This is a genomic window from Nitrobacter sp., assembly GCF_047149785.1.
Taxonomy (GTDB): Bacteria; Pseudomonadota; Alphaproteobacteria; order Rhizobiales; family Xanthobacteraceae; genus Nitrobacter.
The window spans coordinates 2,618,331-2,644,417 of record NZ_BAAGBE010000001.1; the positions used below are offsets into that span (position 1 = coordinate 2,618,331).

General features: G+C 60.2%; 29 protein-coding genes and 2 pseudogenes. 16 read left to right on the top strand and 15 right to left on the bottom strand.

Annotated elements, in window-relative coordinates; translation table 11 throughout:
* Positions 1–24: 24 nt before the first annotated feature.
* The 3 genes and pseudogenes from ACMDCM_RS12090 to ACMDCM_RS12100 form a co-directional block, all read right to left on the bottom strand.
* On the bottom strand, positions 25–1,365 hold the full coding sequence (locus ACMDCM_RS12090) for a S41 family peptidase (protein WP_412773786.1): 1,341 nt from the start codon (positions 1,363–1,365) through the stop codon (positions 25–27).
* A 59-nt stretch (positions 1,366–1,424) separates the two neighbouring features.
* Positions 1,425–1,757, bottom strand: a complete 333-nt coding sequence (locus ACMDCM_RS12095) for a hypothetical protein (protein ID WP_412773787.1) — start codon at positions 1,755–1,757, stop codon at positions 1,425–1,427.
* Positions 1,758–2,204: 447 nt separating this feature from the next.
* Positions 2,205–2,456 (bottom strand): annotated as a pseudogene (locus ACMDCM_RS12100) (SDR family NAD(P)-dependent oxidoreductase); the annotation flags it as partial.
* A 61-nt stretch (positions 2,457–2,517) separates the two neighbouring features.
* Here ACMDCM_RS12100 and ACMDCM_RS12105 point away from each other — a divergent pair.
* The 3 genes and pseudogenes from ACMDCM_RS12105 to ACMDCM_RS12115 all read left to right on the top strand — a co-directional run.
* Positions 2,518–2,808, top strand: a pseudogene (locus ACMDCM_RS12105) (transposase); the annotation flags it as partial.
* A gap of 228 nt (positions 2,809–3,036) precedes the next feature.
* Positions 3,037–3,261 carry a hypothetical protein gene (locus ACMDCM_RS12110; RefSeq protein WP_412773788.1) on the top strand — a complete coding sequence of 75 codons (225 nt, stop codon included), beginning with the start codon at positions 3,037–3,039 and terminating at the stop codon, positions 3,259–3,261.
* Positions 3,236–3,460, top strand: a complete 225-nt coding sequence (locus ACMDCM_RS12115) for a CsbD family protein (RefSeq protein ID WP_412774739.1) — start codon at positions 3,236–3,238, stop codon at positions 3,458–3,460. The genes ACMDCM_RS12110 and ACMDCM_RS12115 overlap by 26 nt, the downstream gene beginning before the upstream one ends.
* A 275-nt stretch (positions 3,461–3,735) precedes the next feature.
* Here ACMDCM_RS12115 and ACMDCM_RS12120 read toward each other — a convergent pair whose 3' ends face one another.
* The 10 genes from ACMDCM_RS12120 to ACMDCM_RS12165 form a co-directional block, all read right to left on the bottom strand.
* Complete coding sequence (locus tag ACMDCM_RS12120) at positions 3,736–4,293, bottom strand: DUF488 domain-containing protein (RefSeq protein WP_412773789.1); 558 nt, start codon at positions 4,291–4,293, stop codon at positions 3,736–3,738.
* Positions 4,294–4,413: 120 nt separating this feature from the next.
* Positions 4,414–4,623 carry a hypothetical protein gene (locus ACMDCM_RS12125; RefSeq protein ID WP_412773790.1) on the bottom strand — a complete coding sequence of 70 codons (210 nt, stop codon included), beginning with the start codon at positions 4,621–4,623 and terminating at the stop codon, positions 4,414–4,416.
* Positions 4,624–4,724: 101 nt separating this feature from the next.
* The gene (locus ACMDCM_RS12130; protein WP_412773791.1) at positions 4,725–5,534 is read right to left on the bottom strand and encodes a family 1 encapsulin nanocompartment shell protein; all 810 of its coding nucleotides are present in this window, start codon (positions 5,532–5,534) and stop codon (positions 4,725–4,727) included.
* Complete coding sequence (locus tag ACMDCM_RS12135; protein WP_412773792.1) at positions 5,527–6,600, bottom strand: Dyp-type peroxidase; 1,074 nt, start codon at positions 6,598–6,600, stop codon at positions 5,527–5,529. Before ACMDCM_RS12135 ends, ACMDCM_RS12130 begins: the two co-directional genes overlap by 8 nt.
* Positions 6,601–6,939: 339 nt before the next feature.
* Complete coding sequence (locus tag ACMDCM_RS12140) at positions 6,940–7,134, bottom strand: hypothetical protein (RefSeq protein ID WP_412773793.1); 195 nt, start codon at positions 7,132–7,134, stop codon at positions 6,940–6,942.
* Positions 7,135–7,379: 245 nt separating this feature from the next.
* Entirely contained in the window at positions 7,380–7,802 is a 423-nt protein-coding gene (locus ACMDCM_RS12145; protein ID WP_412773794.1) for a GlcG/HbpS family heme-binding protein, read from the bottom strand.
* 97 nt (positions 7,803–7,899) lie between these two features.
* On the bottom strand, positions 7,900–8,157 hold the full coding sequence (locus ACMDCM_RS12150; RefSeq protein ID WP_412773795.1) for a DUF2171 domain-containing protein: 258 nt from the start codon (positions 8,155–8,157) through the stop codon (positions 7,900–7,902).
* Positions 8,158–8,241: 84 nt separating this feature from the next.
* Positions 8,242–8,661 (bottom strand): thioesterase family protein, encoded by a 420-nt coding sequence (locus ACMDCM_RS12155; RefSeq protein WP_412773796.1) that lies wholly within the window; start codon positions 8,659–8,661, stop codon positions 8,242–8,244.
* Positions 8,662–8,927: 266 nt separating this feature from the next.
* Positions 8,928–9,209, bottom strand: coding sequence for a chaperone modulator CbpM (locus ACMDCM_RS12160; RefSeq protein WP_412773797.1), 282 nt, complete (start codon positions 9,207–9,209; stop codon positions 8,928–8,930).
* Positions 9,206–10,114 (bottom strand): DnaJ C-terminal domain-containing protein, encoded by a 909-nt coding sequence (locus ACMDCM_RS12165; RefSeq protein WP_412773798.1) that lies wholly within the window; start codon positions 10,112–10,114, stop codon positions 9,206–9,208. The genes ACMDCM_RS12160 and ACMDCM_RS12165 overlap by 4 nt, the downstream gene beginning before the upstream one ends.
* Before the next feature lie 1,306 nt (positions 10,115–11,420).
* Between ACMDCM_RS12165 and ACMDCM_RS12170 the strand changes: the two genes are divergently transcribed.
* The 12 genes from ACMDCM_RS12170 to ACMDCM_RS12225 all read left to right on the top strand — a co-directional run bounded on the left by ACMDCM_RS12170 (position 11,421) and on the right by ACMDCM_RS12225 (position 20,792).
* A complete protein-coding gene (locus tag ACMDCM_RS12170) occupies positions 11,421–12,548 on the top strand; it encodes a tyrosine-type recombinase/integrase (RefSeq protein ID WP_412773799.1) in 1,128 nt (375 codons plus the stop codon).
* A 190-nt stretch (positions 12,549–12,738) separates the two neighbouring features.
* Entirely contained in the window at positions 12,739–12,990 is a 252-nt protein-coding gene (locus ACMDCM_RS12175; protein ID WP_412773800.1) for a helix-turn-helix transcriptional regulator, read from the top strand.
* Entirely contained in the window at positions 12,987–15,362 is a 2,376-nt protein-coding gene (locus tag ACMDCM_RS12180; RefSeq protein WP_412773801.1) for a bifunctional DNA primase/polymerase, read from the top strand. The genes ACMDCM_RS12175 and ACMDCM_RS12180 overlap by 4 nt, the downstream gene beginning before the upstream one ends.
* Before the next feature lie 101 nt (positions 15,363–15,463).
* Positions 15,464–16,087: a plasmid pRiA4b ORF-3 family protein gene (locus ACMDCM_RS12185; protein ID WP_412773802.1), complete on the top strand. Its 624-nt coding sequence runs from the start codon at positions 15,464–15,466 to the stop codon at positions 16,085–16,087.
* An 872-nt stretch (positions 16,088–16,959) separates the two neighbouring features.
* The gene (locus ACMDCM_RS12190) at positions 16,960–17,565 is read left to right on the top strand and encodes a hypothetical protein (RefSeq protein ID WP_412773803.1); all 606 of its coding nucleotides are present in this window, start codon (positions 16,960–16,962) and stop codon (positions 17,563–17,565) included.
* An 81-nt stretch (positions 17,566–17,646) separates the two neighbouring features.
* Complete coding sequence (locus ACMDCM_RS12195) at positions 17,647–18,162, top strand: hypothetical protein (protein WP_412773804.1); 516 nt, start codon at positions 17,647–17,649, stop codon at positions 18,160–18,162.
* Positions 18,163–18,181: 19 nt separating this feature from the next.
* Positions 18,182–18,400 carry a hypothetical protein gene (locus tag ACMDCM_RS12200; RefSeq protein ID WP_412773805.1) on the top strand — a complete coding sequence of 73 codons (219 nt, stop codon included), beginning with the start codon at positions 18,182–18,184 and terminating at the stop codon, positions 18,398–18,400.
* Between the two features lie 116 nt (positions 18,401–18,516).
* On the top strand, positions 18,517–18,753 hold the full coding sequence (locus ACMDCM_RS12205; protein WP_412773806.1) for a hypothetical protein: 237 nt from the start codon (positions 18,517–18,519) through the stop codon (positions 18,751–18,753).
* 181 nt (positions 18,754–18,934) lie between these two features.
* Complete coding sequence (locus ACMDCM_RS12210; protein WP_412773807.1) at positions 18,935–19,678, top strand: hypothetical protein; 744 nt, start codon at positions 18,935–18,937, stop codon at positions 19,676–19,678.
* A gap of 2 nt (positions 19,679–19,680) precedes the next feature.
* Positions 19,681–19,914 (top strand): hypothetical protein, encoded by a 234-nt coding sequence (locus ACMDCM_RS12215; protein WP_412773808.1) that lies wholly within the window; start codon positions 19,681–19,683, stop codon positions 19,912–19,914.
* Positions 19,911–20,252 (top strand): hypothetical protein, encoded by a 342-nt coding sequence (locus tag ACMDCM_RS12220; RefSeq protein ID WP_412773809.1) that lies wholly within the window; start codon positions 19,911–19,913, stop codon positions 20,250–20,252. The genes ACMDCM_RS12215 and ACMDCM_RS12220 overlap by 4 nt, the downstream gene beginning before the upstream one ends.
* 87 nt (positions 20,253–20,339) lie before the next feature.
* Positions 20,340–20,792 carry a DUF2786 domain-containing protein gene (locus ACMDCM_RS12225; RefSeq protein ID WP_412773810.1) on the top strand — a complete coding sequence of 151 codons (453 nt, stop codon included), beginning with the start codon at positions 20,340–20,342 and terminating at the stop codon, positions 20,790–20,792.
* A gap of 5 nt (positions 20,793–20,797) precedes the next feature.
* On the opposite strand, the gene ACMDCM_RS12230 is transcribed toward ACMDCM_RS12225, so the two are convergent.
* A complete protein-coding gene (locus ACMDCM_RS12230) occupies positions 20,798–21,103 on the bottom strand; it encodes a hypothetical protein (RefSeq protein ID WP_412773811.1) in 306 nt (101 codons plus the stop codon).
* A 123-nt stretch (positions 21,104–21,226) separates the two neighbouring features.
* Here ACMDCM_RS12230 and ACMDCM_RS12235 point away from each other — a divergent pair, with 123 nt between their 5' ends.
* Complete coding sequence (locus ACMDCM_RS12235) at positions 21,227–21,556, top strand: helix-turn-helix domain-containing protein (protein ID WP_412773812.1); 330 nt, start codon at positions 21,227–21,229, stop codon at positions 21,554–21,556.
* A 1,107-nt stretch (positions 21,557–22,663) separates the two neighbouring features.
* Here the strand turns inward: ACMDCM_RS12235 and ACMDCM_RS12240 are convergent.
* Positions 22,664–26,086 carry a P-loop NTPase family protein gene (locus ACMDCM_RS12240; protein WP_412773813.1) on the bottom strand — a complete coding sequence of 1,141 codons (3,423 nt, stop codon included), beginning with the start codon at positions 26,084–26,086 and terminating at the stop codon, positions 22,664–22,666.
* Position 26,087 lies beyond the last annotated feature (1 nt).

Genomic DNA, 26,087 nt, shown 5'->3' on the forward strand with positions numbered 1-26,087 from the left:
GTGACGATCGACAGTCGCCACAACTCAATGTGATCCGGCCGCCTCCTTATCGGCGGTCTGATCGAGATATTGGAGTGCGGCCTTGAGCTGCGCGTCATCAGCTTTGCCGATGAGATCGGCCTTGATCGGCGCCGAATAAGCGGACTTGACTTGCGTGACTGTCGGATGTGTCGCGCCTTTGCCTGGCGTCTGATTGAGCGGACCGGGATTGGCAAAAGCGTCGTGCAGCGTATTTTCCCGGAGTAAGGCGCCCCCTGCGATCTGCTGGTCCTTGGGTACGTCGACAACGATGTCGGGCGTAATGCCTTTGTCCTGGATCGAGTTCCCCGAAGGAGTGTAATAGAGCGCCGTCGTGAGCCGAAGCGCGCCATTCCCTTTCAGCGGGATGATCGTTTGCACCGATCCCTTGCCGAAGCTTTGAGTCCCCATGATGGTCGCGCGGTGACGGTCCTGCAAGGCGCCCGCGACGATCTCCGAGGCCGACGCCGAGGCACCGTTGATCAGGACCACGACAGGGACGCCGGACAGCATGTCTCCGTGCGCGGGAGCCTTGAAGGTCTTGTCGTCGCTCGCCTGCCTGCCATGGATGCTGACCACCGATCCGCCGTCGAGCAGATCTCCAGCCACATCGACGGCTGCGGTCAGGAACCCTCCCGGATCGTCGCGCAGATCGAGCACGAGTCCCTCGATGCGTCCGCTCGCATTATAGTTGAGATCGGTGATCGCCTTCTTGAATCCCTTCGCAGTGTCGCCACCGAACTGGCTGATACGAATATAGCCGATCCGCTCGGGCTCGAGCTCCGATTTGACCGATTTGACCTTGATGATCTCTCGGGTGAGGGTAACGTCAAAGGGCCGCTCCTTGCCGCGCAGGACGGTGATCGTCACCGTCGTCCCGGGAGAGCCCCGCAACAGGTTCACCACCTCGGACAGACTCACCCCCTGCGTGCTCGAGTGGTTGATCAGGATGATCCGGTCGCCCGGCTCGAGTCCGGCACGAGCCGCCGGCGTTCCGTCGACCGGCGAGATGACTTTGGGGATTTCGTTCTGTTCGGAAATCTCCACACCGAGCCCGCCGAAGCTGCCCGACATGTCCGCCTGCGACTGCTTGAACTCCTGTGCGTCCATATAGTCGGAATGAGGGTCAAGGCGAGTGAGCATCCCCTTGAGCGCATCCTTGGTCAGTTCGTCGGAGCCGATCGGGTGCACGTAAGCGCGGTGAACGAACTCGATCACGCCGGCGAGCAAGGCGATATCTGGCGCTGCAGGCTCCGCTCTCTGCATTGCAGTGGCGGCTATAAGGGTCACAGCGACGATGCCTGCGGCTGCGATGAGGCTGACGACAAGCGAGCGCAGTCTGATCATGATTCGAACTCTCCTCGCCACACTGTCATCGCATCCCTCGTTCAAGATTGATCGGCTTGCTATTGGACACCGTAAAACTCTTTTGCCCTGTTCAGTGCGCGAGCGCAGGCAGCCGCGTCGCCTCGGGAATTGGCCTCGCGAGCCTGCGCCAGCGTCATCTGAAAGTTATCCTCCGCCTTGCGTTCAGCACTTTTCACCGCGGCGGGAGTCGGCTGGCGGTGAAGCTGAGCTCCTACCGATTGCGCGGTGGTCGGCCCCTCCAGCGAGTCGGATTTCAAATGGGCGATTTGGCGTTCGGTCTTTGCTAGTGCGGCGGAGCATGCTGTTGCCCGCGCCGACGTCGCATCGACGTGAGAAACCATCAGGACGGAAACGATCAATGCGGCCAGCATCGTCAGCCTCTTCGCCAAGAACTCCCGACGATCATGATAGGTTCCCACGAGCAGTCCACACGCGACGCGATCGCACGACGGCCGTGCCAATCTGTCCAAAATTTAATTCTTCCGCTGACCCGCAGTCTTGCGGCGCAACGCGATCGGGGTTTGACTGCTTGCCGCTTGCGAATGCAGGTGCGAGTTGGAGGTTCGATCATTTCGCTCTTGCCGGAGCGACGGCAAGTAGTTGCACGTAAGGAATCACCCTCATCCGAATGGTCCAGCCTTTTTACTCCTTGTTCACTCGACGGTGAGAGTCTGGTTCAGCTCCGCAAGGGCGGTTAGTGTCACGTGCGTACAAAGACCCGCTGCTGGTTGGAGTCCCGGCGGCGGGTTTTTTGTGCCGCCTAACGCATGAAGCGGAGGTGCGTTCCTATTGCTGTGCTTTCCTTTCATCTTGTTCAACGCCCAATCGAATTGCGGCTTGTTCACGACGGGCAGATGCACCATAGTGAGCTGGATATCCAATCCATCATGGATGAGTTCGGAGCGCAATGAATTGGTAAAGCCACGAATTGCAGCCTTCGCACCACAATAGGCAGATTGCAGCGGAACTGACCGGCAGGCCAGCGCCGAACCGACATTGACGATCTTGCCTCGACCCCGTGATCTCATGCGCTTCAGCGCCGCCATCATGCCGTAGACCTGGCCGACGTATATCGCCACCACCGACAGCGATCATAATCAGCCCATCTTCCCGGATCGTTCGAAGGATATTATCCTTGATGGCCCGGACCAGCTCTGGGTAGCGGGCCTGACCTACGTCGCCATCATCGGCGTTTTTGCCTCTGCGGCGATCATCCTCGACGCCTGGTCACGCCGGGTCGTCGGCTATGCGATCGGCAGGTCCATCGACGCACGGCTCGCGCTCGCAGCTCTGAAGGTAGCGATCGAGCGACGGCGCCCGCAACCAGGATGCATTCATCATTCTGACCGGGGATCGCAATACGCGTCTGGTATCTATCAAGCATTGCTGGCGGCCCATGGCTTGGTTGGCTCGATGAGCCGGCGCGGAAACCCGTACGACAACGCCAAGGCGGAGAGCTTCATGAAGACGCTCAAAGTCGAGGCGGTCTGCCGGGCCTTGATCGAGCAGGCATGGTCCGGTGGCGCAAGTGGTCGTAGCGTGGCGCAGGTTGACCGTTGAACGATGCTCTCGCGTCTGGGATGTCAGGAAATTCCGCCGCCTCTCGAGGCTCGCAAGCATGTCTCGAGGTGATCCAATCAGACGATTTCAATGACACTCGATATCGAAGACAATTTGTCCATCTTTGGCAATACGACCGGCGCTAAATCATTGATTGGTGGGTGGCTTGTTTTTGGCATGCTCGTTACCCTTTCCTGCGAGAATGTGCGGCGGCAGCGGCAAACACCTTGGAACAAGATAACCTCGGGGCCGTTCTTCTTCGCTACCAGAGGAGAGCAGCATGAACAGTATGAGCCCTATGGCGGACTGGGATGACCGGATCAAAGGAAACTGGGCGCAGTTCAAAGGCAAGGTTAAACAGCATTGGGGCAAGCTCACTGACGACGACTTCGATGAAATCGACGGCAGGCGCGAGTTGCTCGAAGGGAAGCTGCAAAAGCGCTATGGATATCATGAACTGCAGTCAAAAAAGGCCGTCGACGATTGGATCAAGACGGAGTTTGGAGCCGGGTAGAGTGTTTCATCGTTTCTGTGAAACGGTGAAAGACTCGAGGCTCTTGATTTGACGCGTTTTCTTCAAGCGAACCGGATTCCGCTTGAAAACGCTATAAAAGGAATTTGCGCCGCTTCGGCTGGCATTTATTTTAGCCGCTCGGGTTGACGCAGTGTCCTTTTCTCGCCTCGTGCGACGGATTCGAACCGGTTGCCGGCAGAGACACCGTCGCGCAATCTCGCCTGGCGCGCGACTTCGACTCACTGAATCCGGCCCTGACGCCATCGTGATCGGAACTAACCATTTCCCGATCCGATCGGCACAGCCGGATAGACAACCATATCATCGTCGGGTCGGACGACCGCGCCTCGCGCCAGGCGGGCGGGCTCCAGGCGATCCTGGCCCATGATGTGAAAAACAGTTTCTCCGCGGGCGATCAAATAATCGGTGACAATCCAACGATGGCAGCGCCACCACACGGCCTCGGAACACATGATCGCACAGCGACGCTCATGGCCGTCATGAAGCAGTTTCTCCAAGCCATGATGGAATTCGGCTGACAGTGCATAGTCGGCGTAGTTGTGAAAGCTTTCGTTGGTCCAGAAACCGTTGACGTCGCGAGGCACGGTCCGCGCCCGTCCACGGAGACCGCCCAGGGCCGCGATATGGTCGTACGAAATCTGGAAGGCCGCCAAAGCCTCGGGTAGCGTGTCCTTGTTGAATTGCGGATTGGCTCGGGACATCGGGATCTTCCTGATGTCAACGACCCGTTCAACCCGCGGCCCGCTCAGCAGCCCGACAAACGTCTCGAGACTCCGGTTGGAATGGCCGATGGTGAAGAACGGCAGCGTCACGTGTCGGCTTCACGCATAATCGAGGGCGCGCCCCTTGTGGGTGGGAATGGCGATGATCGTATCCGATACCCGGCGAGTCCCGGAATTCCAGGCGACGTGATCGCCGATCCCTTCGTCATCTCACGGATTCCCTGCCAACCACGCGGCGAAAGCCATCCAGTCGCGCAATAACCCCTGGTCCTCCTTCGAAAATCGCGCACGGTGCTTCAGATCGTCCAGCGTATCCTCGGGATGGCAGCGCTCGTAACTCTCGCGTATGATCGACTCATACTTCTCCCGCAATTCGGATTCGGCCGGTTCTATTGCCTTCCTGAGACCATCCTCGGACATGAATAACGGCGAATCTTGCCCTGGTGACATCGTTCATCCCAACGCTTTGCCAAACCATTCGGAGGCTGCAGCTTGCTATCCTCGGCAGGCGAAGACGCCTGCTATGCTTTTTCGCCGGGCGTGAGCACGACGACAGCTTCCGTCGTCAGCAACCGGAAGGTGAAAGTCTCCAGAAAATACAGTTCGACGGCTGTGCTGGAATGACTCGCGTAACCGATTGACAAATCCAGCCCGATATCGAGCTCGAAATCACCACCGCGTGTCGTCAGCACGAACGCGCCCTCAATGGCCGGCGCCCAGATTATTCCGCCGTCGACGACACGCTCGAGGTGGTGGAAGACCGGATAGCCCTCGTCGCTGCCCGCACTCGCGGCGGTGTAGGCATCCGCACCAAGCACGAGCGCATACGGGCCGTTGCAGCCGGCGAGGCGCAGTTGGCTGACGGCCTCTGCGACCGCGCCCGGATAAGCCCTGACATTCGACGGCAGCATCATGCCTGGATTGCTGCTGTCTTGACGGATGCCCTGAATCCCGGCCGCCGCATATCCGTCGAAAACGGCGCGGTCTTCGGCGAAGGCGATCCTGCGGGCTGCCTCTTTCACCGGCGACCAGTCCGAATCCGTCGCACCACGCTCGACATCGTCGATCTGTTGCCGCGACAATTCGAACGAAACGCGCAATTCGACCAGTGCTTTCGCGTCCCGTTGAGCGGCCTTGATCCCGTCGTCCGGAGCCTGGATCTGATGAAGATGGCCGGTCCCGACAGCGGAAAGACCAAGGCCTTTCGGGGCGGGAACGTCGACCACCCGCCGTGCCGCCAGATGACGCTTGAGGGTGCGGGATGCCTCTTCGTCGATCTGCGCCCATGCCGCGTCCGAGATGGGAGCCAGCTCCCGATGAAGGTTATTCATGCCCTACCTCTTTTCTTGCCGCGTTTTTTAAAGATCCGATGCCGAGCGATTCATGACCCGACGGCGAGCGCGTGAGAGGGGCACCTTCCGCCTCAAGCTGGCTGGGGGCATCGACGAGCGCCGCCGCAGATGCGCTCTCCGGAGTGACGGCGTCGAGGAATGTTGCTGATGGCACGAAGAATAGCGAGCCCGTGACCGCGCGGCTGAAATCGAGCAGATGATCGTAGTTGCCGGGCGGATTGCCGATGAACATGTTATCAAGCATCTTTTCGATTCGCAGCGGCGACCGCGCGTAGCCTATGAAATAGGTGCCGAATTCCCCCTTGCCGATGTCGCCGAACGGCATGTTGTCACGCACGATCTGAAGCTGCTCGCCGTTTTCCTCGATTGAGGTGAGGACGTTGTGCGCATAGGGCTTCTTCACGGACTCGCGTTGCTCAATGTCAGACAGCTTGTGGCGGCCGATGATGTTTTCCTGTTCCTCGATCGGCAACGCATTCCATCCCTGCAGGTCATGAATGTATTTCTGGACAATGACGTAGCTGCCGCCGGCGAAGGCGCCGTCCTCCTCGCCTATGAGCGTGGCGTCGATCGCCGCCTGTCCGCTCGGGCTCTCGGTCCCATCGACAAAGCCGATCAGGTCGCGATCGTCGAAGTAGGTGAATCCGTGAACCTCATCGACGGTCGATACGGCGCCGCGGAGCCGCGACATGATCTGCGACGCCAGCTCGAAACAGAGATCCATGCGCCTTGCGCGGATATGAAAGAGAATGTCGCCGGGTGTTGCGACAGCGTGATGTTGACCGCGAATCTCGCGGAAAGGATGCAGGTCCTTCGGCTTCGGCGAACCGAAGAGCCGGTCCCAGGCGGCAGCGCCGAACCCCATGACGCACAGCAGGTCGCCCTCGAGATCGCGAAACCCGACCGCGCGCAAAAGCGAGGACAGATCGCCACACAGACCTCGCACCGATGCTTCATTGTCCTTCCCGGCGTCGATCGTAACGACAAGAAAAATGGCGGCCCGCGTGAGTTTGGCGAAGACCGGCTGTGATACGATGGATGGCACCTTATACTCCTTGCTGACCCGATCGAGGCTCCGCTGAAGCCATCATACGACCCTCGCCCATCGGCAGCTCCGGTTACGCGGCCGCCCCGATGCGCGAGATTAACATCGTATCCACGTTCGGCTCACGTCAAGTTGTAAGACTTTGCGCCCGTGCCGGCGAGTACGCCACCATTTTTCGCGGACCCTGCGTCCCCCAAAATTGCTACGAGAGATATGGCGTTCTGCCGTTGACGGCGTGATCCGCCACAGTCGGGCGACGCCGGCTCCCGAGACCAGGCAGGGCCGGCCTCACCGACGAACCCTCCCGAAGCGAGAGAGCGCACCACCGCGTTTGACGCCTTAATCCATGTCCCGGAATGCGTGACCGTCAGCCTTCACCCCTTCGACGACGTCCGCAGGCAACAAGTTCTGCGCCGCGGTGCCGTCAAAAACCCAATCTCCCTTGTCGGCGAGATCAGGAAGACTTGCGCCTTTGCGCACGTAGAGCCCGATGGCCGGCTTCCTGGCATTGATATAGAGATCATACTCATCCATCTGGCGCTCTCCCTGGACTCAAGCCTGCGCGGCCGTTTCAAATCGCCAAGCAACGGTCATGCCCATCGGCACATGAACAATTTTAATAGACTGACGAATTCCGCGCGAAGGCTGAACGTTCTGTCCGGCGGCAGCGGGACAAGTTATCCATCCGCTTCCCCTGCATGAACTGGCACAACGAGACGCGAATGCGATCGCCGGTGCTTGTCTCACGCGCAATGAAATCCAGCCGAACGGACTATGGATCACCGATCGTGCCGGGATGTCCTCGCCATCGCAAGGCCGGCCCGTGCACACGCCTCGTTTTCCTCGCCGCCGCCAGCGCCATCGACGCCACAGCCTCCCTCGACGCCGGCGTCCCCGACTACAGGCAGGCCGCCGCGACGATGGTCGACCGGCAGCCCCTCCCCGATCACCGTGCCGGTCCTTAGGGGAAAAATGTCGCCCGACAGTCCGCTTGCACCACTCGACTTGCCGAAGGATGCCGCGGCAATAGCCTTACCGATGGAGCCGTGATTGGCCTCGGCGGCGGCGCCATCCATTCGATTGAGAGCAACGAGCCGGCCCTCGGCATCGCAGACGGTCACGCTGATTTGAGCGTTATGCTTGCGCGCTTCGGCGATCGCGCCGGCGACGATACGCTGGGCTTCTGCGAGAGTCAGAGGCATGACCCACCATCCTCGGTTTTCTGAACAACCGCCCCCGACAGGTATCGTTCCCGCTCCGCTCAAGGAGCGCCGCGCCCGATGTGACCACGCCGGGAAGTCATTCCAACTTGACAGGTCGGCCGGACGGCTCTTCCTCCAGGGTGACGGCAATGTCGGCGTTCGCAGAAAGACGGACCTTGTCGCCTTCGATGCCGGCCACGAGACCCATCTCAATAAAATGATGATGCCCCTCGTGGGATCCGAAACCGTCACTCTTCTTGAGCTTGATACGATCTCCCTCAACGCGATCAACCGTGCCAACGTGAACGCCATCGGCACCGATAACATCCATATTGGGCTTGATCCTGTTAGTCATGTTGCTCTCCTCTGGCGCACCCCCCGCTTAATGAAGCTCGTGGTCACATGAAGCCATTGGTTCGGATGGTGTTGCTCGCGACCCTTAGCTCTCCCGGGCAGCCGCCGAGCGAGCGCTCTTTGCGTCGAGACGCTGCTGCAATCGACGGAGATCGATGACCGCGCGCTCATGCGTGCCTTTTCCGATCTCCTCGATTCCGTCATGCGCGGTCACGTCGAAAACGATCTGCCGCCCATCGACCTTGGTGACGACGGCGGTCGCGACAACACGCAATCCAACCGGGGTTGCGGCAAGATGGCGAACATCGATCGCGGTGCCGACCGCCCGCTCGCCTGGCTTCAGATAGCTGGAAATGGCGCTCAGCGCCGCATTCTCCATCGCCAGGATCATGACAGGCGTCGCGAGCACATGGGGAAGCGTCGGGTCCTTCATCCGGCTGGCCAGATGTTCCGGCTTCACGTCCAGCAGGAAACTTCCCGTCGTTCCAAGCGGTATGGTGATCATCGCTTACGCCGCTTTCTCAAACAATGCCTCGACGGACCCAATTCGCGAGATCGTCGAGGAAAGCCCTGATGTGATCAGGGCGACAGTTGCGACAGTCCAGTCACATGAATGTTCCAAGTCATATGAATGTTCTAAAACGTCGTATCCGGGAATTGGTTTCGTTCCAGGAAGAGCGGATCATCAATGAGTGCGCGATCATCACTCGCCGGCCCTCTATTGGACGTTTCAACCTGCTTCTGTGCGTCGATGATTTACGGAGCTGACACCTAAGCCGACGTTCCGCGAATGTCCTTGTTCAGTTGCGCAAACGCGCGACGCATCCCGTGGAGCTGATCGACGAGATGAAGGATCACGTCGATCCCCTCGTCGTTGACGCCAAATTCGCGTGCGAGATCCTGGATGAGACGCGCCCGTGCGATGTCCCTCTCGGAAAAGCTCATGCCAACGGCGCTCTCCTCCGGTATCAGCCACTGCTGCTCGAGCCAGAACTCCAGTGTCTGAACCTGGACACCCGACGATGTCAGGAATTGCTCCTTGCTCATGATCATAACGGCGTGCCTCCACGCGGATTGAATTCCTTGCCTTTCGTCCAGTTCGATACGAATGCCTCGAGCTCCGAATCCGGCGATTTGGGTAGAACGACCTTCAGCTTGACGAGTTCATCACCGTTGCCGCCACCGCGGCGCGGCGCGCCTTTTCCTTTCAAACGGAGGATCGTTCCCGTATTCGAGCCTCTTGGCACCGACATGGTCACGTCGCCGGTCGGGGTCGGAACACGAACCCGGCTTCCAAGCACGGCTTCGGAAAGCGAGACCGGCAGCTCCAATGAGATATCGTCGCCGTCGCGCGCAAAGCGGCGGTCGGGCAAGACCTCTACTTCGATCAGCGCATCGCCAGGGTCGCCCTTACCCGCGCCAGACGCCCCTTTGCCTTTCAGGCGCAGGATTTGTCCGTCGATCAGCCCAGGCGGAATCTTCACCTCCAGCGTGCCGCCATCCGGCAGGGTGATGCGCTTGCTTGCGCCGGTGATCGAGTCGACGAAATCGACCGGCAGCCGGTAATGCAGATCCTCGCCGCGCCGGTTCGCGCGCGCTCGTTGTCCGCGCCTCAGAAGCTCGGCCAAGGCGTCGTCCGTGTCCATGAAGTCGGCGAAGCCGGAAGTGCTGGCGTAAGGATGTCCGTCGTCCGCGTTGGCGAAGTCTCGATAGAATTGATGTTGCGGTCTTTCCGCGCCCGACGCGTCGATCTCACCGTTGTCGAAACGCTTGCGCTTCTCGGCATCGCCAAGCAGATTGTAGGCGGCGGAGACTTCCTTGAACTTCTCTTCGGCGTCCTTGTCGCCCGGATTGAGATCCGGATGCAGCGTCTTTGCCAGCTTCCGATAGGCTTTTTGGATATGGGCGGCGGAAGCCGAGGAGGAAACACCGAGCACGTCGTAAGGATTGCCTGTCATCTAGAGATTCCGAAAGCGGCAGCGTGCGATTCCGCCCGGGAGTTGATCTTCTTCGCGGCCTGACGGCGAATTGATGCTATTCAACATGGGATCCACATGTGAAGCGCTCGGGAAACGAGCTTCTGGGCAAACGTTTTCGCCGCTGCCTCAGCCTCGCATTCTAGAGCCTTTTCGCGTCTGATGGAATCAGAAGCGGGGTTTTCAGATTTTGATTTGACGCATTTTCTTCACGCGAACTGGCATCCATGCTCGGGTCAAGTCCGAGGACATGCTCGCTCGAAAACGCTATAGTACCTCTTTCGAGCGGGTGGCCGGGCGCCATGGACAGAGTTGTCAGGACGGAGCAGGACAAGTTGTCTTGTGATCCGATGCGAGAGAGACGCTCAGCCAAGTATCGAACGAGAGGGCTGCGACCGGAATGGACGGCGCCCTGACGATGACTGCGCGGTCCGCGGTCCTTGTCGGTAAGTATACCGGCAGCCTATGTCACGACGTCCGGGTAGAGGCTCGCAACACGTTCAGAATCGGGCGGATGTCAAGTAGATGACAGTCGTTCTCAAACCATTGATTGGTGCGGTTCAGCGAACCGGCGTATCTCTCCAGCGGGGGCGTTCCTAATCGCCGGAGACATGACCATGCCGCCCGATTTCTTCCTTATCGTCGGAGGCTTCCTCGCGGTTTTTCTAATACTCTGCGGAAGCATGGCCTACGGAATCATTCAGACCAGCAATAAGCATTGATTACGACTGCGATGGCATGGGAGCATCCCGTGCCATCGCCTATGACCCGATTCGTGCGGCCCTTGCGGCGCGCCGCTTCTCTTTGCTTTTCCAACGTTTGGCGCTCCTTCATTTCGTAAATGTCTCTGTAAACCGAGAACGCAAGCGTCGCCACGCCGCGGCTTCTCTAAATAAGGTCGCATGGCATCGGGAATGGTTGCCGCCATCTCCTTGAGACGCTCGTTGCATCATCCTCCATCAATTCATGCGGCCCTGTACCGTGCGATCAGACCTGCGCTGAGCGGATCGATCCGTCGTGGCCGCTCCACGACCTGTCGAGAGCGCTCCCGCCGCTTCATCCGCAGGGCCGGCAAAAAAATCGGCGCCTGACCCCGGTGATGGCGTCCCGGAAGGGAGTCGAACCCCTGACCCCAGGTTTAGGAAATGCGCGAACCTAGGGTGACCAGCGGCGTACTATCGGAGATTATTGGTTCGCGGACAAGGTCTTACACGACACCATAGGCGACGTGCGGTGATCCTCGGCGATCACCGTGCGGTGCTCAACACGGTGCTCGGAGAAGACCAGAATGGCTGTCGTGAACCTCACCGAAGCTCGCATCCGCGAGCTTCCTCTCAACTCTGGAATTTGGCGCGACGAGCAGGTCAAGGGCCTGATGGTCGTGTGCCATGCCACCACCAAGACCTTCGCCGTTCAGGGCGATGTCCGCAGGAACGGACGTCATGTGCGGACTGTGCGGGTCAAGATCGACCGGGCGGATCGGATCGGCCTTCGCGAGGCTCGAAATCGAGCCAAGGCGATCATGAGCCAGATACAATCCGGCATCGATCCGACCGCGGGACCGGAGGAGACCGGCATCACCGTCTTGCAGGCGCTTGAGGCGCACCTCGGAGAGAAGCCGTTCCGCGAGGCGACGGTCGAGAGCTACAGATACAACTGCACTCATTATTTGAGCCGCATCAAGAACCGGGCCGTGGCCGACCTCTCGCGCTCGGAGGTGCGGGACATCTACGATCGCCTTCGCACATCAAACGGACAGACCGTCGCCATTTGCGTCATGCGGACCCTGCGAGCGGTCATCAACACGGCGCGGCGGCTGGATGAAACCATTCCGTCCAATCCGATTGCGGCGATCCGCATTCCTGTTCCGAAGCGGCGTGAAGTCGACGCAATCGACCTTGCGGCTTGGTGGGAGGCGACCGAAACCTTGAGCCCGATCCGGCGCGACCTGCACCGGGCGTTTATGCTGACCGGCGCGAGGCGGTCCTCGCTCTTGCAGGTGCGCCGCAACGATGTGGATTTTGAGCGAGGCGTGATTGCGTTCAGACATATGAAGACCTCCGACCAGTCGATGATGTTCCCGATGGGGAGTTTCCTGCGGGACATGCTGAAGGCCCGGCTTGAGACGGATGCGCCGTTGAACAGCGAGTGGCTCTGGCCGTCGCCGACGAGCGCGAGCGGCAAGGTCGAGGAGCCGAAGGAGCCGCGCAAGAAGCTGCCGAGCCCGCACGAATACCGGCACCTGGCCCGTACCATATTCATCGCGGCCGGCGCTCCCTATGCGGAGAGCGCCTTGCTGCTCGGACAGAAGCTGCCCGGTGCATCCGGCGGCTACGTCCATGCCGAACACCTGGTCGAGCACCTGCGCCCTCATGCCCAGGCGCTTGAGACGAAAATCTTGGCCGCTCGAAAATGAGTATTGCAACCGGGGCGGTTTTCCGCCTTGGTTATCGTGCGCGCGACGGGGATGCCCTTTTGAGGCTTCGCGCATCGGCAGGTGATCGGGCCGACCCCATCCAGTGAGCAAGCAAGCGAGAGAGCCGGTCACACTTCCTATCAATCTCGCTGGCGCCGGTGCGCGCCTATGCTTACTGGAGGTGTGTCCCATGACGGACAACACGACGACGATCACGATCGATCTTGTCGAGAGCACGCTGCGGCGCGTTCTCGACGCCCACAACCGCTCGCCCTGGCACGATACGGAGTCGGCCGCGACCTATGTCGGCTGCGAGCCTGGAACGCTCAAGACCTGGCGCGCTCGTGGCGAAGGCCCGCGCTATCACCTTATCAACGGAAAGTCGGTTCGCTACCATCGCGACGATTTGGACTCCTTCGTGCGTGGGGAGGCCAACCGATGAGCGAGTTCGAAAATGAGAACGGGCGCATCGGAGAGATCGATGCGCCCGCAGGTGCTCGGGAGAAGAATGCCGGGTTCGACGCCGGTGCCCATGAGAGTGCCGAGACGGCAACGAACCGAACGCCGTCGTTCACCGACCATAAGCTGCTTGCCGCGCACCATGCGGCGGGACACGAGTTGATCCCGCTGCACGACAAGGACGCGGTGGGATTTGGCGGCAAGCGAACCGGCAAGCATCCGCTGCACAAGGGCTGGCCGACCGAGCCGCCGATGACGGCGGAGGACTCCGTCTCGCACATGCTCGGCGGCGGCAACGTTGGCGTTCGCCTGCGAGACACCGATCTCGTGGTCGATGTCGACCCCCGCAATTTCGGCGGTGCCGACGATCCTTTCGTGCGGCTCAAGGCGGACTTCGCTCTACCCGATGCGCCGTTCGTAAAGACCGGAGGCGGCGGCTTCCACTTCTACTACCGTAAGCCCGCGGACATCGAGATTGTGGGCAAGCTCGCATCCTACAAGGGTATCGACTTCAAGTCGAAAGGCGGTCAGGCGGTCGCGGCCGGATCGATCCATCCCGAAACCGGACAGCTATACGCGCTCGATGACGACGTACTTGCTCTGTCGCTCTCGGAGGCGCCCGAGGTGACCACGGCGCTCCTAGATGTGCTCCGGAAGCCGGCCGTTGTTGCATCGGACAACGATCCTGGCGAGATCACGCCCGAGCAATTGGAAGAGCTTCTCACGGGGCTGAATGTGCTTGGCTACAACGGCCGCTACGACGACTGGCTCAAGATCATGATGTCGGCGCACTTCGGCACCAATGGCGAAGGCGTGGACGAGTTCGTGGCGTGGTCGCTTGCCGATCCCGACTACGTCGATGACGAGGCGGTGATCCGCGATAAGTGGAATTCGCTTCACGCCAAGCCGAATGGTGTGAAGCTCGGCACCCTGCTCAAGGCGCTTTCCGATAACGGCCAGGGCGCCCTCATCGAGAAGGTCTTGCGTTCGCCTGCCGAGCAGGATTTTCCCGACACGCCGGAGATGCCGCTGTCAGAGGCCGACATCGCGCTTGCCAATGTCAACCGCGACCACTTCACCGTGCTGCATGGCGGCAAGTACCTGATCGGCCGCGAGCGGCGTCACCCGACTCTCGGAAACACCGATGTCGAATGGTACTCCGACCATGCCGTCAAGAGCCATCTCGACAGCCGCACCGTGACGCTCGACGACGGCAGCGTTCGTCCGCTCGGCTCGTGGTGGGTCAAGCACCCGATGCGGCGGCAGTACGACGGCGTGGTGTTCGACCCCGCGCCCGACCGCAAGCATGACAAGCCCTATTACAATCTTTGGCGCGGCTGGGCCGTCGCGCCGAAGGCCGGCGACTGGTCGCTGATGCAGCGCATGGTCAGGGACGTACTCTGCGGTGGTGACGAAGCGTCGTTTGACTACATCGTCAGATGGGCCGCCTTCATGGTACAGAAGCCGCATGTGCCGGCCGAGGTCGCGCTCGTGTTCAAGGGCGCGAAGGGCGTCGGCAAGGGTACGTTCGCCCGCGCATTGAGAGACATCGCCGGCCTGCACGGCAAGCAGGTTGCCCAGCCCGAGCATTTTGTCGGACGCTTCAACGAGCACCTGATGGATTGCATCCTGCTGGTGGTCGATGAAGGCTTTTGGGCCGGCGACAAGAAGGCGGAAGGCGCGCTCAAGAACCTCATCACCGAGCCGGTCCTGAGCTTTGAGCCGAAGGGCCGCCCGATCGTGTCGGGGCCGAACATGCTGCATCCGATCATCCTCTCGAATGAGGACTGGATCGTGCCGGCTTCCGCCGATGAGCGGCGCTTCGCCGTGTTCGAGGCCAGCACCGAGGCGCGGCGTTCTTTGCCTGCCGGCTTCTTCGAGGCGCTGAACGCGCAGATGCGGAATGGCGGGTTGAGCGCCATGCTGCACGAATTGATGGCGCTCGACCTGACCGGCTGGCATCCGCGCTCGCACATCCCGGCGACCTCGGCGCTCACCGATCAGAAGGTGCAGGCGTTCCGGCGCGATCCCATGTCGTTCTGGTGGTATCGCACGCTCGAGGCCGGCGAGATCGGGCCGAACCTTTCCGAGGATCGCTGGCGCGAGGGTTCCGTCGATATCGACAGTATCGACAAGGAGGAAGCACTTGCCCGTCTGGAGACGATGGCGAAGGGTATGGGCCGGCATGGCCCTTTCACCACGACTGCGATGGCGCGCTTCCTGCGCACGGTCGGCGTAGAGGTCGATGCCCGAGACAGGCGCGGCCGCCGAGTCTGGCGCGTGCCGCCGCTCGACCGGGCGCGGCTCGACTTCGAGGACCACGTCGGCGGCAGGCTGGACTGGGACGGCGCGTGACAGGCTGTGTGAAAACTGTGTCGAGAGATCGGCACGGGTCTTACGGTCCACCACACACGACGTTCTTGACCTTGTGAGTAGTTACCGGTTTGCTCGGCGCTATGTTTGGACCTCCTAACGCCGTTCGACTCAGGGTCTCGATCGACGAGATCGAGCCAGCCGTCTGGCGGTGCCTCGTCGTGCCGAGCGAATGGAACCTCGAGCAGCTTCACCTGGTGATCCAGGCAGCCTTTAACTGGTGGAACTATCATCTCCACGAGTTCGATGTCGGGGGACTGCGCTATGGCGATGCCGTCGAAGCCGCGGAGGCTTCGGCCGCCGGCGATCCGCAGGTCTTCGACGAGCGCGAGGTCCGACTGTGCGATTTCCGTAGCGCTGGCGCCACGTTCACGTACCTCTACGATTTTGGCGACGACTGGTATCATACCGTCGAAATCGAAGAGCAGCTCTTCCTGGAAAGCGTTCCCCAGCAAGCGACGTGCATCGATGGCGCGCGCGCCCGTCCGCCCGAGGATGTCGGCGGTATTCCCGGCTATGAGCGATTTCTGGAGGTGATCGGTGATCCCAAGGACCCCGAGCACCGGGAAACCAAGCGCTGGTGCGGCGGGCATTTCGACCCCGAGTGGTTCGACCTTGCGACCGTCGACAAGGATGTCCGAAGCGCTTTGACGCCGAGTGTGAAGAGGAAGCTTCATCAGCCGAAGCCGAAGAAACCTCAGTCGTAAGCCTCTCCCATACCGGCACCGATGTCTGCCGGGCTCCCCAACTGCCTGTTCAACTTCGCCAGAGTCCGCGCGGCCTGACACACCGGACGGCAGAGCGTCGAGGATACTGCAAGCATAAGGCACTGAACCGGAAGGCGTTTGACGCTTTTGTCGCCGTTGGCGCTTTCCGGGAGCGATTTCTATACGGCGCCACGCCACGCATGGCACCGCGTATCACCAGTGTGCGGGACCACTCTTAAGGTATAGGGTTTCATTATCGCTTTTATATCTGTCAGAACTGTCAAAAGCGTCAAATTATAACAGAAACAACAGTTTGCTCCTGACGCTTCACTGACGCCTCCGACACATGGAAAACGTCGCACACGCAGCACACACCACGCGGGCCTCGCGCGCGTGCGCGTGGCAGTCAATCAGGCATGGTGTGAAAGAAGGGACCGGCAGGAAGCCGAGAGCGCCAGAGCATTGAAGTTACAATCGGGCGCTCTGAGTGCCAAACGTGAGTCCGGTCAAGGGCATGATCGTCGGCAATCTTCAAAGCACCGGACCAGGCACCGAGTTCGCAGCTTTGAGGTCTGGCGCCACCGGCCGGCACGACGATGCTGGCGCAGGATCGCGGCGCGACGACGGCGGAAAACCCACTTTCCGATGAAACCATGCCGGCGTCCTGTGTTTGCCGCCGGCACAGCGGCCTCCCTTTTTGAAACCGTGCCGGTGGTCGCCACCTTGGAAAAATATGCGAGGCCGCACGTATAGCCCCGCACTGGATCGCAGCGGCGCTATAGCGAGGATGCACCTGTTGGAAAAATGTGCTGGATTCCTATCTTCATACGGCATCTCAAAGAGAGAATTTCATGACGAGATGGACTGCTAAAATGGGCAGCCACGACATTTCCATAACAGGAGATCGGCTGGACGCATTTCGCAAAATGTATGTTGCGGATGGAGACCTGTCGTCTCGAATGTCAGACATGTTGTGGTTCGACATGTATGTTCTGGATGTGGAATTCGGCATCAACCCTCGCGAGGTTCTTGTATCGATCGAGAACCTGGAGGCTGGGGAGCCGTCTAGTGGGATCAAACCTGCAACACAGTTTAGGAAGCTTCCCTTAAAGGGGCTTTGGCATAAGCACTATTTCGCAGCCCGCTTCCTAGCTCATAATTTGATCCTTGGCCTCGGAAACAATGGATTAGAAAAGCTGATTAACGAGGTGATGGACCCAGCTAAGTCCGATGTCGTCACGCGAGAAATGGTTGAGGAGTTAGCTTACCGTGTTTCGCACGAACCATTCGAGGAAAGACATCGTCAAGGCAAAATGACTGGCGAGTGGATCGTGTTTGCCAAACATAACAGTAAGAATTTCTATCTATGCCTGACTACGCACGAGACTGGGGATCAGCCTGTGTTCGAGCGAATCATGCAGCACTGCATCAGAGATTTTCCAGATTTGGCTGCGTGGATCGCTCAGGCCCAATCATAGCCTTGCGACGAAGGTAGTTTGCTGGCGTCCCGCAAGCTCCGCAGGCCGCATTCTCTCGCGCAAGATGCGGAGCAATGTGTCATGACCAGTCAATCCGGCAATCGTGCGCCTGAGAGTCGCGAGGTGCGCCGTCCTTCGATGGATCGAAAATGGTCGCCTGTCATCGCGGAGCGCGTGATCGAGGTCATTGCCAGGACCGGCTCGCCGAAGGTGGCCTCGAAGGCCACCGGCGTGTCGGTCGCGACCATCCACGACCACCGCAAGCGCGATCCCAACTTCAGCGCGCGCTACGCCGAGGCAATGGAGTGCGCCTTCTCCGTGGTGCTGGGCCACGCCTTCGAGCGCAGCCTGGACACAGAGGCGCCGAGTGACCGGCTGACCGAGGTGTTGTTGAAGTTTCGCTTCGTCGATCGCGCGCCGGCCTTCGATCCGACCGCGCCCGGCCGGTCGAACGCTGATGGGCCGCTCGGGCTAGATGCGCGCGTCATCGCACGCATGGCGCCGCAGGACCGGGCCTCGCTCGCGGCGGCCTTGGGGACATACATCCGGTGCGAGACCGAGTTGCATGCCGATGACGCGCTCGTCGTCCTCCCATAGTCCCAGTCGAGCGTCGGCCATGCTGCGCGACCTGCTCGCGGTGGACGACCTCGCTCAGAGACTGGTCGAGACCGCGCCGAAGGCCGTCGAGGCGGCAGGCGGCGCGGCAACGCTCATCGCGCTTCACGGTACGCCGACCGGCGCGCTGTTCTGGTCGCTGCGGCCGATGCGGGAAGACCTCTGGTGTGCGATGGCCGCCGAGCAGCAGGCTCCGCATCGCGTCAATACAGGCGAGTAAAGAAAGTCAATCATCGTTTGCGGGCAGAAACGTTAGTCGTTTCCCGCTTGCGTTTCTGGTTTCTCCTGTTTGTCGAACTCGCGAATGGTCGCGGACGACATGCTTGGAGAAAGACCATGAGCAACAGCAAGAGCAAGTCCTACGCTATTCGTGCCAGGGCGAAGGACGTGGCGAGGTTCGCCAATGAGTTATCGCCCGAGATCGCGCCCGACGCAGCCATCCTTCATGAATCCATGCGTCGCATTCAGGCGAAGATCGGGCCGGGCCATGTGCCGCTCGACGTGGTCAAGGCGTGCCTGACCAATCCCTACATGCGCAACTGGGCGAAGGAACTGCTCGGCAAGGCGGCGTGAACGAGCGGGAGACGCATCGGACGATCGTTGGTCCGATGCGTCTTCGCCTTCGCGCATCCTGATCCGGTCAGGGCGCACCGATGGGCACGCCCGTCCGCGATGGCGGGACGAAACGGTCGGCCTTGGGGCCGCGCCAGATCATCCCTACCGGAGCGCGATGCCGAGGAACGGGAGAACGATCATGGCGACGAAGAAGAACATGCCCTCTATCGGGGCCGGTTGGGTATCCGCGACGGATTTACGGCTGGCGTTGACGCGGGCGAGAGACAACCGCGAGCGGCAGGTTCGCCTGCTCGACACCTTAAACGGCAGGGTCGCAAAGCGCCGCGACGATGCGGAGCGCGCCCTTGCCGACATTCCCGCCATCCAGCGTTCCAGCCTGGTCAACCGGGCGGTGTCCACGGCCCGCGCAGAGGTGAAGCGCGAGAGCGCCGATGCCCGCACCGCGCATGTGCGCGAGGCCGGCGTCATCGCAAACGTGGCGGCTCGCGCCAGACAGCATCACGTCAGTGCAATCCAGATGCTTGTCCGCGAGGGGCTTGGCTCCGAGCGCCGCTCCCGCATCATGCAGCAGATCGAACACTCCGGCCCGACCGAACTCGCCAGCCTCGCAGCGCTCGCCGGGTCCACCGGCGACAAGGAGATGGGAGCGGCGCTCATCTCGCGCGTAAGCAGGATGGAAGCCAGCGACCGGCCGTTCAGCCCGCACGCTTTGGCCGACGCGCTCGTCGGCGCCGAGCACCGCGACATTACCGCCGCCATCATGGAGGTCGAGCGCATCGCGGAGGAAGCCGCGCACGCCGATGCGACGTTCGAGAGCGGGCGAGCCAACCCGACCAGGACCATACAGGCGGCGATCCTGCGCCGCGAGCAGGCGGCCATCGGGGCCGACCTCGACGCCTTCGTCGAACAAGAGGAGAACTGACCATGGCAACCCACGTCGTCTACGCGCACGAGCCGCACCTCCGCAGGTCGGACCGCCGTAACGCCATCTTCGTCGAGGCTGCCGACGCCGCGTCCGCGAAGGCCGCGGCGGAGGCCCTCGTCGGCGCCAGCCCCGGCGCGCTTGCGAACTTCGCCGTCGCGGAGCTTGCTACCGCCCCGGACTTCGTCGTGCGCGGCCACGAGCCCACGCGCGGCGCCACCGGGGACGTGCTGTGACCGGCGCCTCCCGGATCGTGGCCGACGCGGCCGAGGCCCGGCGTAGGCTCGCCGGCCGCAACCGGCTGACGCTGTTCAACGCCTACTGCCGCCTGCACATGCCCCAGGAGATGTTCGACGCCTGCGATGCGGCTCCGAGCACCTGGTGGGATCTCCCGGCCGACATCGCGCTGCTGCGCGGCTACGGCTCCGAGGCGAAATTGACGACAGCCGGTGTGCTCCTGCTCCTCGGCTACGTCCCCGTGCGCTGCCGGGCCACAACCGTCTATCGCCGCTCTGACGTGTGGGACGAAGACCTCGACCGGCTCTCCCGTATCGAGCCGATCGTCTATCAGTAAGAGATTTTTCCTTCCGGCCCGGCTCGCGGACTCCCTCGAACGCGACAGCATGGTCCCTACGGTATCCAGCCGTCGGGAGACAGGACCATGACCAAGACGAAGAAGCCGAGCGCGAGGGAACTGCCGCTCGTCAAGCGGCGCATCGCGGCGCTGCTCGACAAGACCGAGGCCAACGGCTGCACGCCGGGCGAGGCCGCCGCCGCGTTCGAGAAGGCCGAGGAGTTGGTCGCCAAGTACAAGCTCGACCCGGACTCGTTCCGGTGGCCGTCGAGGCCATCGACGCCGTTCGGCTCGGCTCGATCAGGACCGGGCGCACCGAAGTCGCCACAGGCCGCTGCGTCGAGCCGTGGACGCGGCATCGGCAAGCTCGCCGAGCTACTGATCGTCGAGCATCCGGACTGGACCTACCGGCGCATCGCCAAGGAGGTCAACGCGCGGATCGAAGGTGCCAGGGCCAGCGAAAAGAGCGTTCGGTGGTACGCGAGCCAGATGCGGAAACGCGGAGACGGCGCGCCGGGCCGGCGAAAGAAGCAGGCATGAGAACGTCAGGCCGGCGGCATTTCGCCTGCGATCAGCCGCCGGCGAACTGCTTTCCTAACCCTGCGCCACTTTCCCTGCTCGTAGTCCTCGCTACGATGCCAGGCGGCGTGCTCCTCAATGAACGCCGCCTCCTCGGGGTCTGCCGGGTATCGACGCATGATGTCGTCGGCCAGTCCCTCGATGTCTTCGCGCGGGATGAGCCTGGGCAGGATCGATCCCTCGACGACCGTCCAGCCGATGCCAATCAGAACAGGCGATACCGCGATCGCCAACGCCAGCCATTTCAGGCTGGTCCAGAACCAGTCGTCCATTTTCGTATCTACCGGACGATTATTATAATAATCATACTTATATTGCGAATTACGATGTAATCGCAACATGCGTCCCTTCGCATAGGGACGGCGTCCTCCGAGGCTCATGCTCGGAGGTACGACGTGTCATTGGCGACCATTTTCGGAACGAACCTACGGCATCACCGGAAAGCGAAACACCTGACTCAGGCGCAGCTTGCCGAGAAGGCGTCGCTCTCGACGGAGATGGTCAGCAAGATTGAGCGAGGCATCGCCGCGCCGTCCTTCACGACGGTCGAGAAGCTGTCCGAGATTCTGGACGTGCCGGAGGTGGTGTTCTTCGGTGTCGGCCTCATCGTCACGACCGACAGCGAGAGGACACGCATCCTCTCAAAGATTCAGACCAAGCTGTCCCGCCTGAACGAGGACCAGTTGGTTAGGGCAGACAGATTGCTCGGCGCGTTGACTGATTGACTTCTCTCCATCCCTGGTCCGCGACAGGGAGCCCCCATACTTGGCCGCCTTCCGGTGGCTGTCCAGACCACCCGCTCGGCAAGCTCAGGCTCAGCGCATTGAAGCTATCACAAGCCTTCGTATTGAGACGGGGAAAGGGCATCGGTAGGTCCGCCGTGCGGCCGATCGTTGAACATCCGGACCAGACGTATCGGCGTATCCCCGAGGAGGTCAATGCGCGGATTACCTACTCAGAGGCAACGCCATAATTCTCGGAAAGCTGCGACTTTACAACGAGTTCAATAAGTTCGGGGAGTGAAAGTCTCCCAACTCTTCTCGCATCACGCAATAGTAGCAGACCGGCTACCACCGCCGCAGGGCCTGCAAGTGCAAGTCGCTCCGATGCTTCGCGAGCAGAAATCGGCAAACGGTCACCTATTGCCGACAAGATATCGGCTTCAATCCTAAGCTCAAGAGCGCGAGCTCGCCCCTTTTCGTCTGCTTCTGCAAGGGTGCGCCGCCAAACGTCCAGTCTGTCTGCCCGTAGCTTCAACAGGTCTAAGCCAGGATTGCCAAGCCGATCTGCGCAAGCCGTCGCTACCGGGTCGAATCGGTGTGCTGCCCACATCAGATCGACACGGGTCTGCAAGTCGGCAATTAGTCGTGGACCGTCCACGGGGTCGTCTAGCAGATCGCACGCGTCCAATGACCCCTCCAAGGCCTCGGTGAGGCGTCCGCAAAGGATGTTGCAGGCATCAACAAAATGAGTGGTTTCCCTCGGAGATCCATATCCACAAGCGTCTTTGAACCATAAGTGTACCGCGGCCATCGTTTTGAGATCGCGCTTCTCGTTCAAATCGAGATTGTGTGCCATGTACGTACGAAGATTAGCCACATCCTTACGCAGAGTTCCGACCGCTCTTAGCGGGGGAAGGTTCATCAAAAAAGGGAGCGGAACGCGCGCAGCTTCGTGAATTAGTCCATATGCCCAACTCACCAACCTATAGAAGGCCAACTCGCCATCAAACGCCGCCGGAAGAAGCAATGAAACTTCAGCGCATGCAGTCGGTACGTGTATCGCTACTCGTCGCCTAAGATTCGAATATAGGTTATTCAGTTCTGAAGGAGTCATCGTCCCGCCATCGGCCGCTTCAGGGGATCAATGACGGGGCCAACGTAGTTGAATGCAATTCCGAAGTCTCGGAGTTCACGCCCAGGTGCTAGATCGTCCTCACGAAACTCATGCCCGAGCAAAGACACTGAACCCGATATGCCGTCCACCCGGACCTTCCAGCCATGACCATTCTTCCCACTTTCGATGCGTCCCCGATATCGCTTCGGAGCACCAGTAGCATCGGTGGCAATTAAGCGCCGAACGACCCGTGATCGGTCCTCGAACTCGGTATCTCGGGAAAGTGAATTCCAAAGGTCAGCCGCCGTCCTAGTGTCTCCCGACAACCAAGTGAGAATGGCTTCCAAATATCGTTCTTGGCTTCGAAGCGCGTTTCCAAGTCGACCATTGAGATCGCGGACGAGTTCCAGCAGCTTTGATATCTGCGTCGTCTCCCCAGGGGTTCTACCGCGCTCACCTTGCAATAGATGCTCACCGGTGGCATGTGCCCACCGAAGCCGAAGCTGAAGTCGAAGACAGCGAACATCTTCAGCCGCAGCGGTCTTCTGCGCTAAAAACATCGCTGTTTCGTTGGCAAGATCACGGATCGAGGCTTCAATCGGGCTAGAAGCCGATTCCACAGGTTCGGAACGTGCTCGTGCCGTAAGGAACGCCGCCGCAGCCGGCGCCACAAGTTCAAGATCTGCTAGCGCGGCGTCACCAAGTTCTTTGTTTTCCGCAACGTCCGCTGCGCGCTTTCGCCTCTCAAGATAGCGAATCCGTTGATCCGATCTGAAGTCCATTCCATCTGCTAGGTCCATGGTCGAATAGAGATCCGATAACAGCTCGGCTCGTTGCTCGTCGGATAGCGTCGCTCCGCGCAACACGTCGCAAGAGGTCCAAAGAGCCACATCGAACGGGTGATAGTCATCACTCATAGCCGTGGCGCGCGCACTGGCAGTTCGAGCAGCCAAATAGTCGGCCCACAATGCATCGCCTCCGGAATCGGTCCGCTGAACGGCAAGGTAGCCATAGATTGAGGCACGTTCGACGATAAGGTTTACTCTACTGCGTTTCCCGGCGTGCAACTCACCCAGATCAATAAGCCGAAGGGCTTCTTCAACTACCTCACGAGCCGCATCGAGAACCTTTAATCTCGCATCCTCGTCCATTTCCTCGGCTGAGTTGTACCCGTCCAAAGTGAATATGGCTTGGCGTCGGAATACGCATTCGCGAAGCATAAGTGAGGCATCGCGAACCCCAGCCTTCTTTCGAAGGTCTTCGAGTGCGTCTGCAAACCTTAGATATCCGCGCCGGTATGCTTGACCGCGCGGTCCATCGCGGTCGAGCTTCTGTAAGAGGTCGAGAACGAAGGTCCTCTCAGTGTTCCGATCAACCCCGCTGGGCCTAACCCCCTTTATAAGTTCGACAAGACAGTCAATTTCGCGAGATGGATCAGCTAGCCGACGCTGGCAAATAAGTTCGGCTTCGAGCTGTAGCCGCGGCGAGATCAAGAGCTCCGTACCTTCAGCGTCTGCCGCCCGCCATCTGAACAAATCCAGGTCCTGAAATAGATGAGCTACTCCCTCGACGCCGAGATCATCAGATCTATCGCTGATGACTCGCATCAGCAGGTTGAGAGGAACCGGGCAGCTCAACCGGCCGGCGACCATAACCAAGTCGATAAGGCGTGCAGCAGCGTCTTCACCGGTGACAGCGAGAGCCTCATTGTTGTCGAATAGCTGAGTGGATTTTTCCGCGATGCCCGCGGCGATTAGCTGATCCGCCAGAGCAGATTGTCCAGATGCACGAGGAGCGCTTCGCGCTCGTTCCCGCACTGCGCTCTCGGCGACACGCGCCTCGCTGCTGATACCGGCTGCGATCCGCTGCCGTCCCGCTGATAGATGTCTGTAAAGCCAAGCAAGCGCGTTCCATCCCTCTGGCGGAGAAGCCTCCCCGGCCGATTGGGTTGGTGAAAAGCGAGCTACGACTTTCTCTAAGTCTCTCGACTCATCTGCCGAAAGTGTGGCTGGCGCCTCCACACAGCGCCGGAAACCCTGCCGGGAATGTTCCTCGATGCGATAACTCGATCCAACAATAACAACACGCCTTCCGCGGCTCTGGAGAGCAGTTGCTAAATCTCGGTAGCGCCAGGGCGACTGATTTGCGTCGCAGATCACTATTGTGACCAGATGACCCGTTCGTTCTGCCTCTGAGCAAAAAGCATCGACGTCGGTGGGGGTTGGCAGTCGACCGGCAGCCACAAGAACCGGCAGTGCGAGATCTTTACGAACTTTCCAAGCCAACCGAGCAAGAGAAACACTTTTTCCAGTCCCTGACTGTCCGTGGAGCACCACAAGGCTGTCGGACTCTTGGGGCTGCCGAATTGCTGCCTCGATCATCTTCCACAGTTCGGCTTCGAACGAGCGCTGGATAGCGAACTCCCTAGCAACGCCTTCCATCATCCCGCGAAAACCACCCAGGTCTCCGTGGAATTTTCTAAACGCTTCGTGGAGTGCAGAGGTCTCGAGGGGCTCGGGATGCTCCGTCCAAGCGTCGTCTACGATTCTTGCAGAGGCCTCAACACGCAGTCGCAACTGTGGGGTGATATCGAGAATGCCGGCGCTAGTAGTGACTATGCCGGGTTCATCGGGAGCGGCAGCCCCGACCATGTTGATACGCCCTTGAAGCTCAAGGGACGCAAGCGCCGCCGCAACTGTTGTTTGCGTAGTAATGAGGGAGCCGTGCGCGATCATCTCACTCGCCACCACGGAATCGAGATGTTGCGGCACTCCGAACCATATTGCTCGGACACCGGCTTGATCCGACAATGTGGCTAGTAGCGCATCAACATCGAGCCAATCTCGCGCGGGATGAAACCCGGCGATAACTACTAAACCGCGCGCGGTTGCGGTTTCAGCAAGCCGGTTCAGGAACTCACTTGCATGATTTTGAGATCTACGGAGTAGGTCCGCCTTCGTTTTCGGAGGCCTAGCGTCGGCAACTGTTTCGTTGGCGCGACCAAAAAGGTAATAGACTGGCGGACGAGACCGGCTTCGTGAAACACGAGCATATGTTCCACGAGATAGGACCGCTTCAGGTTGACGTCCTCTTGTCTCAAACCTCCCTTTGAAGCGTGGATCAATCGAAGAAGTAAATGCGGCGCTCCACGGCAAATCAAATACTCGAAGCGTCGACTCAGATGGAACATGGCGATCAAATCGCTCGGATAACCACGCCATGTCTGCATCTGTTACCGGGTCGGTTAACGTAGATCGCCAGCCGCCATCTCGATCCTTTCTTCCTAATCGATCCAGAAATCCGTTGAGGATCGTTTCGCCGTGCGCATTGGATATGTCGAATGCTTGGCCGGCGACCAAAATGATCGGTCGCTCTTCACCAATTGCTTCAGCTAATACATCTAGCGCTTGATCCGACATC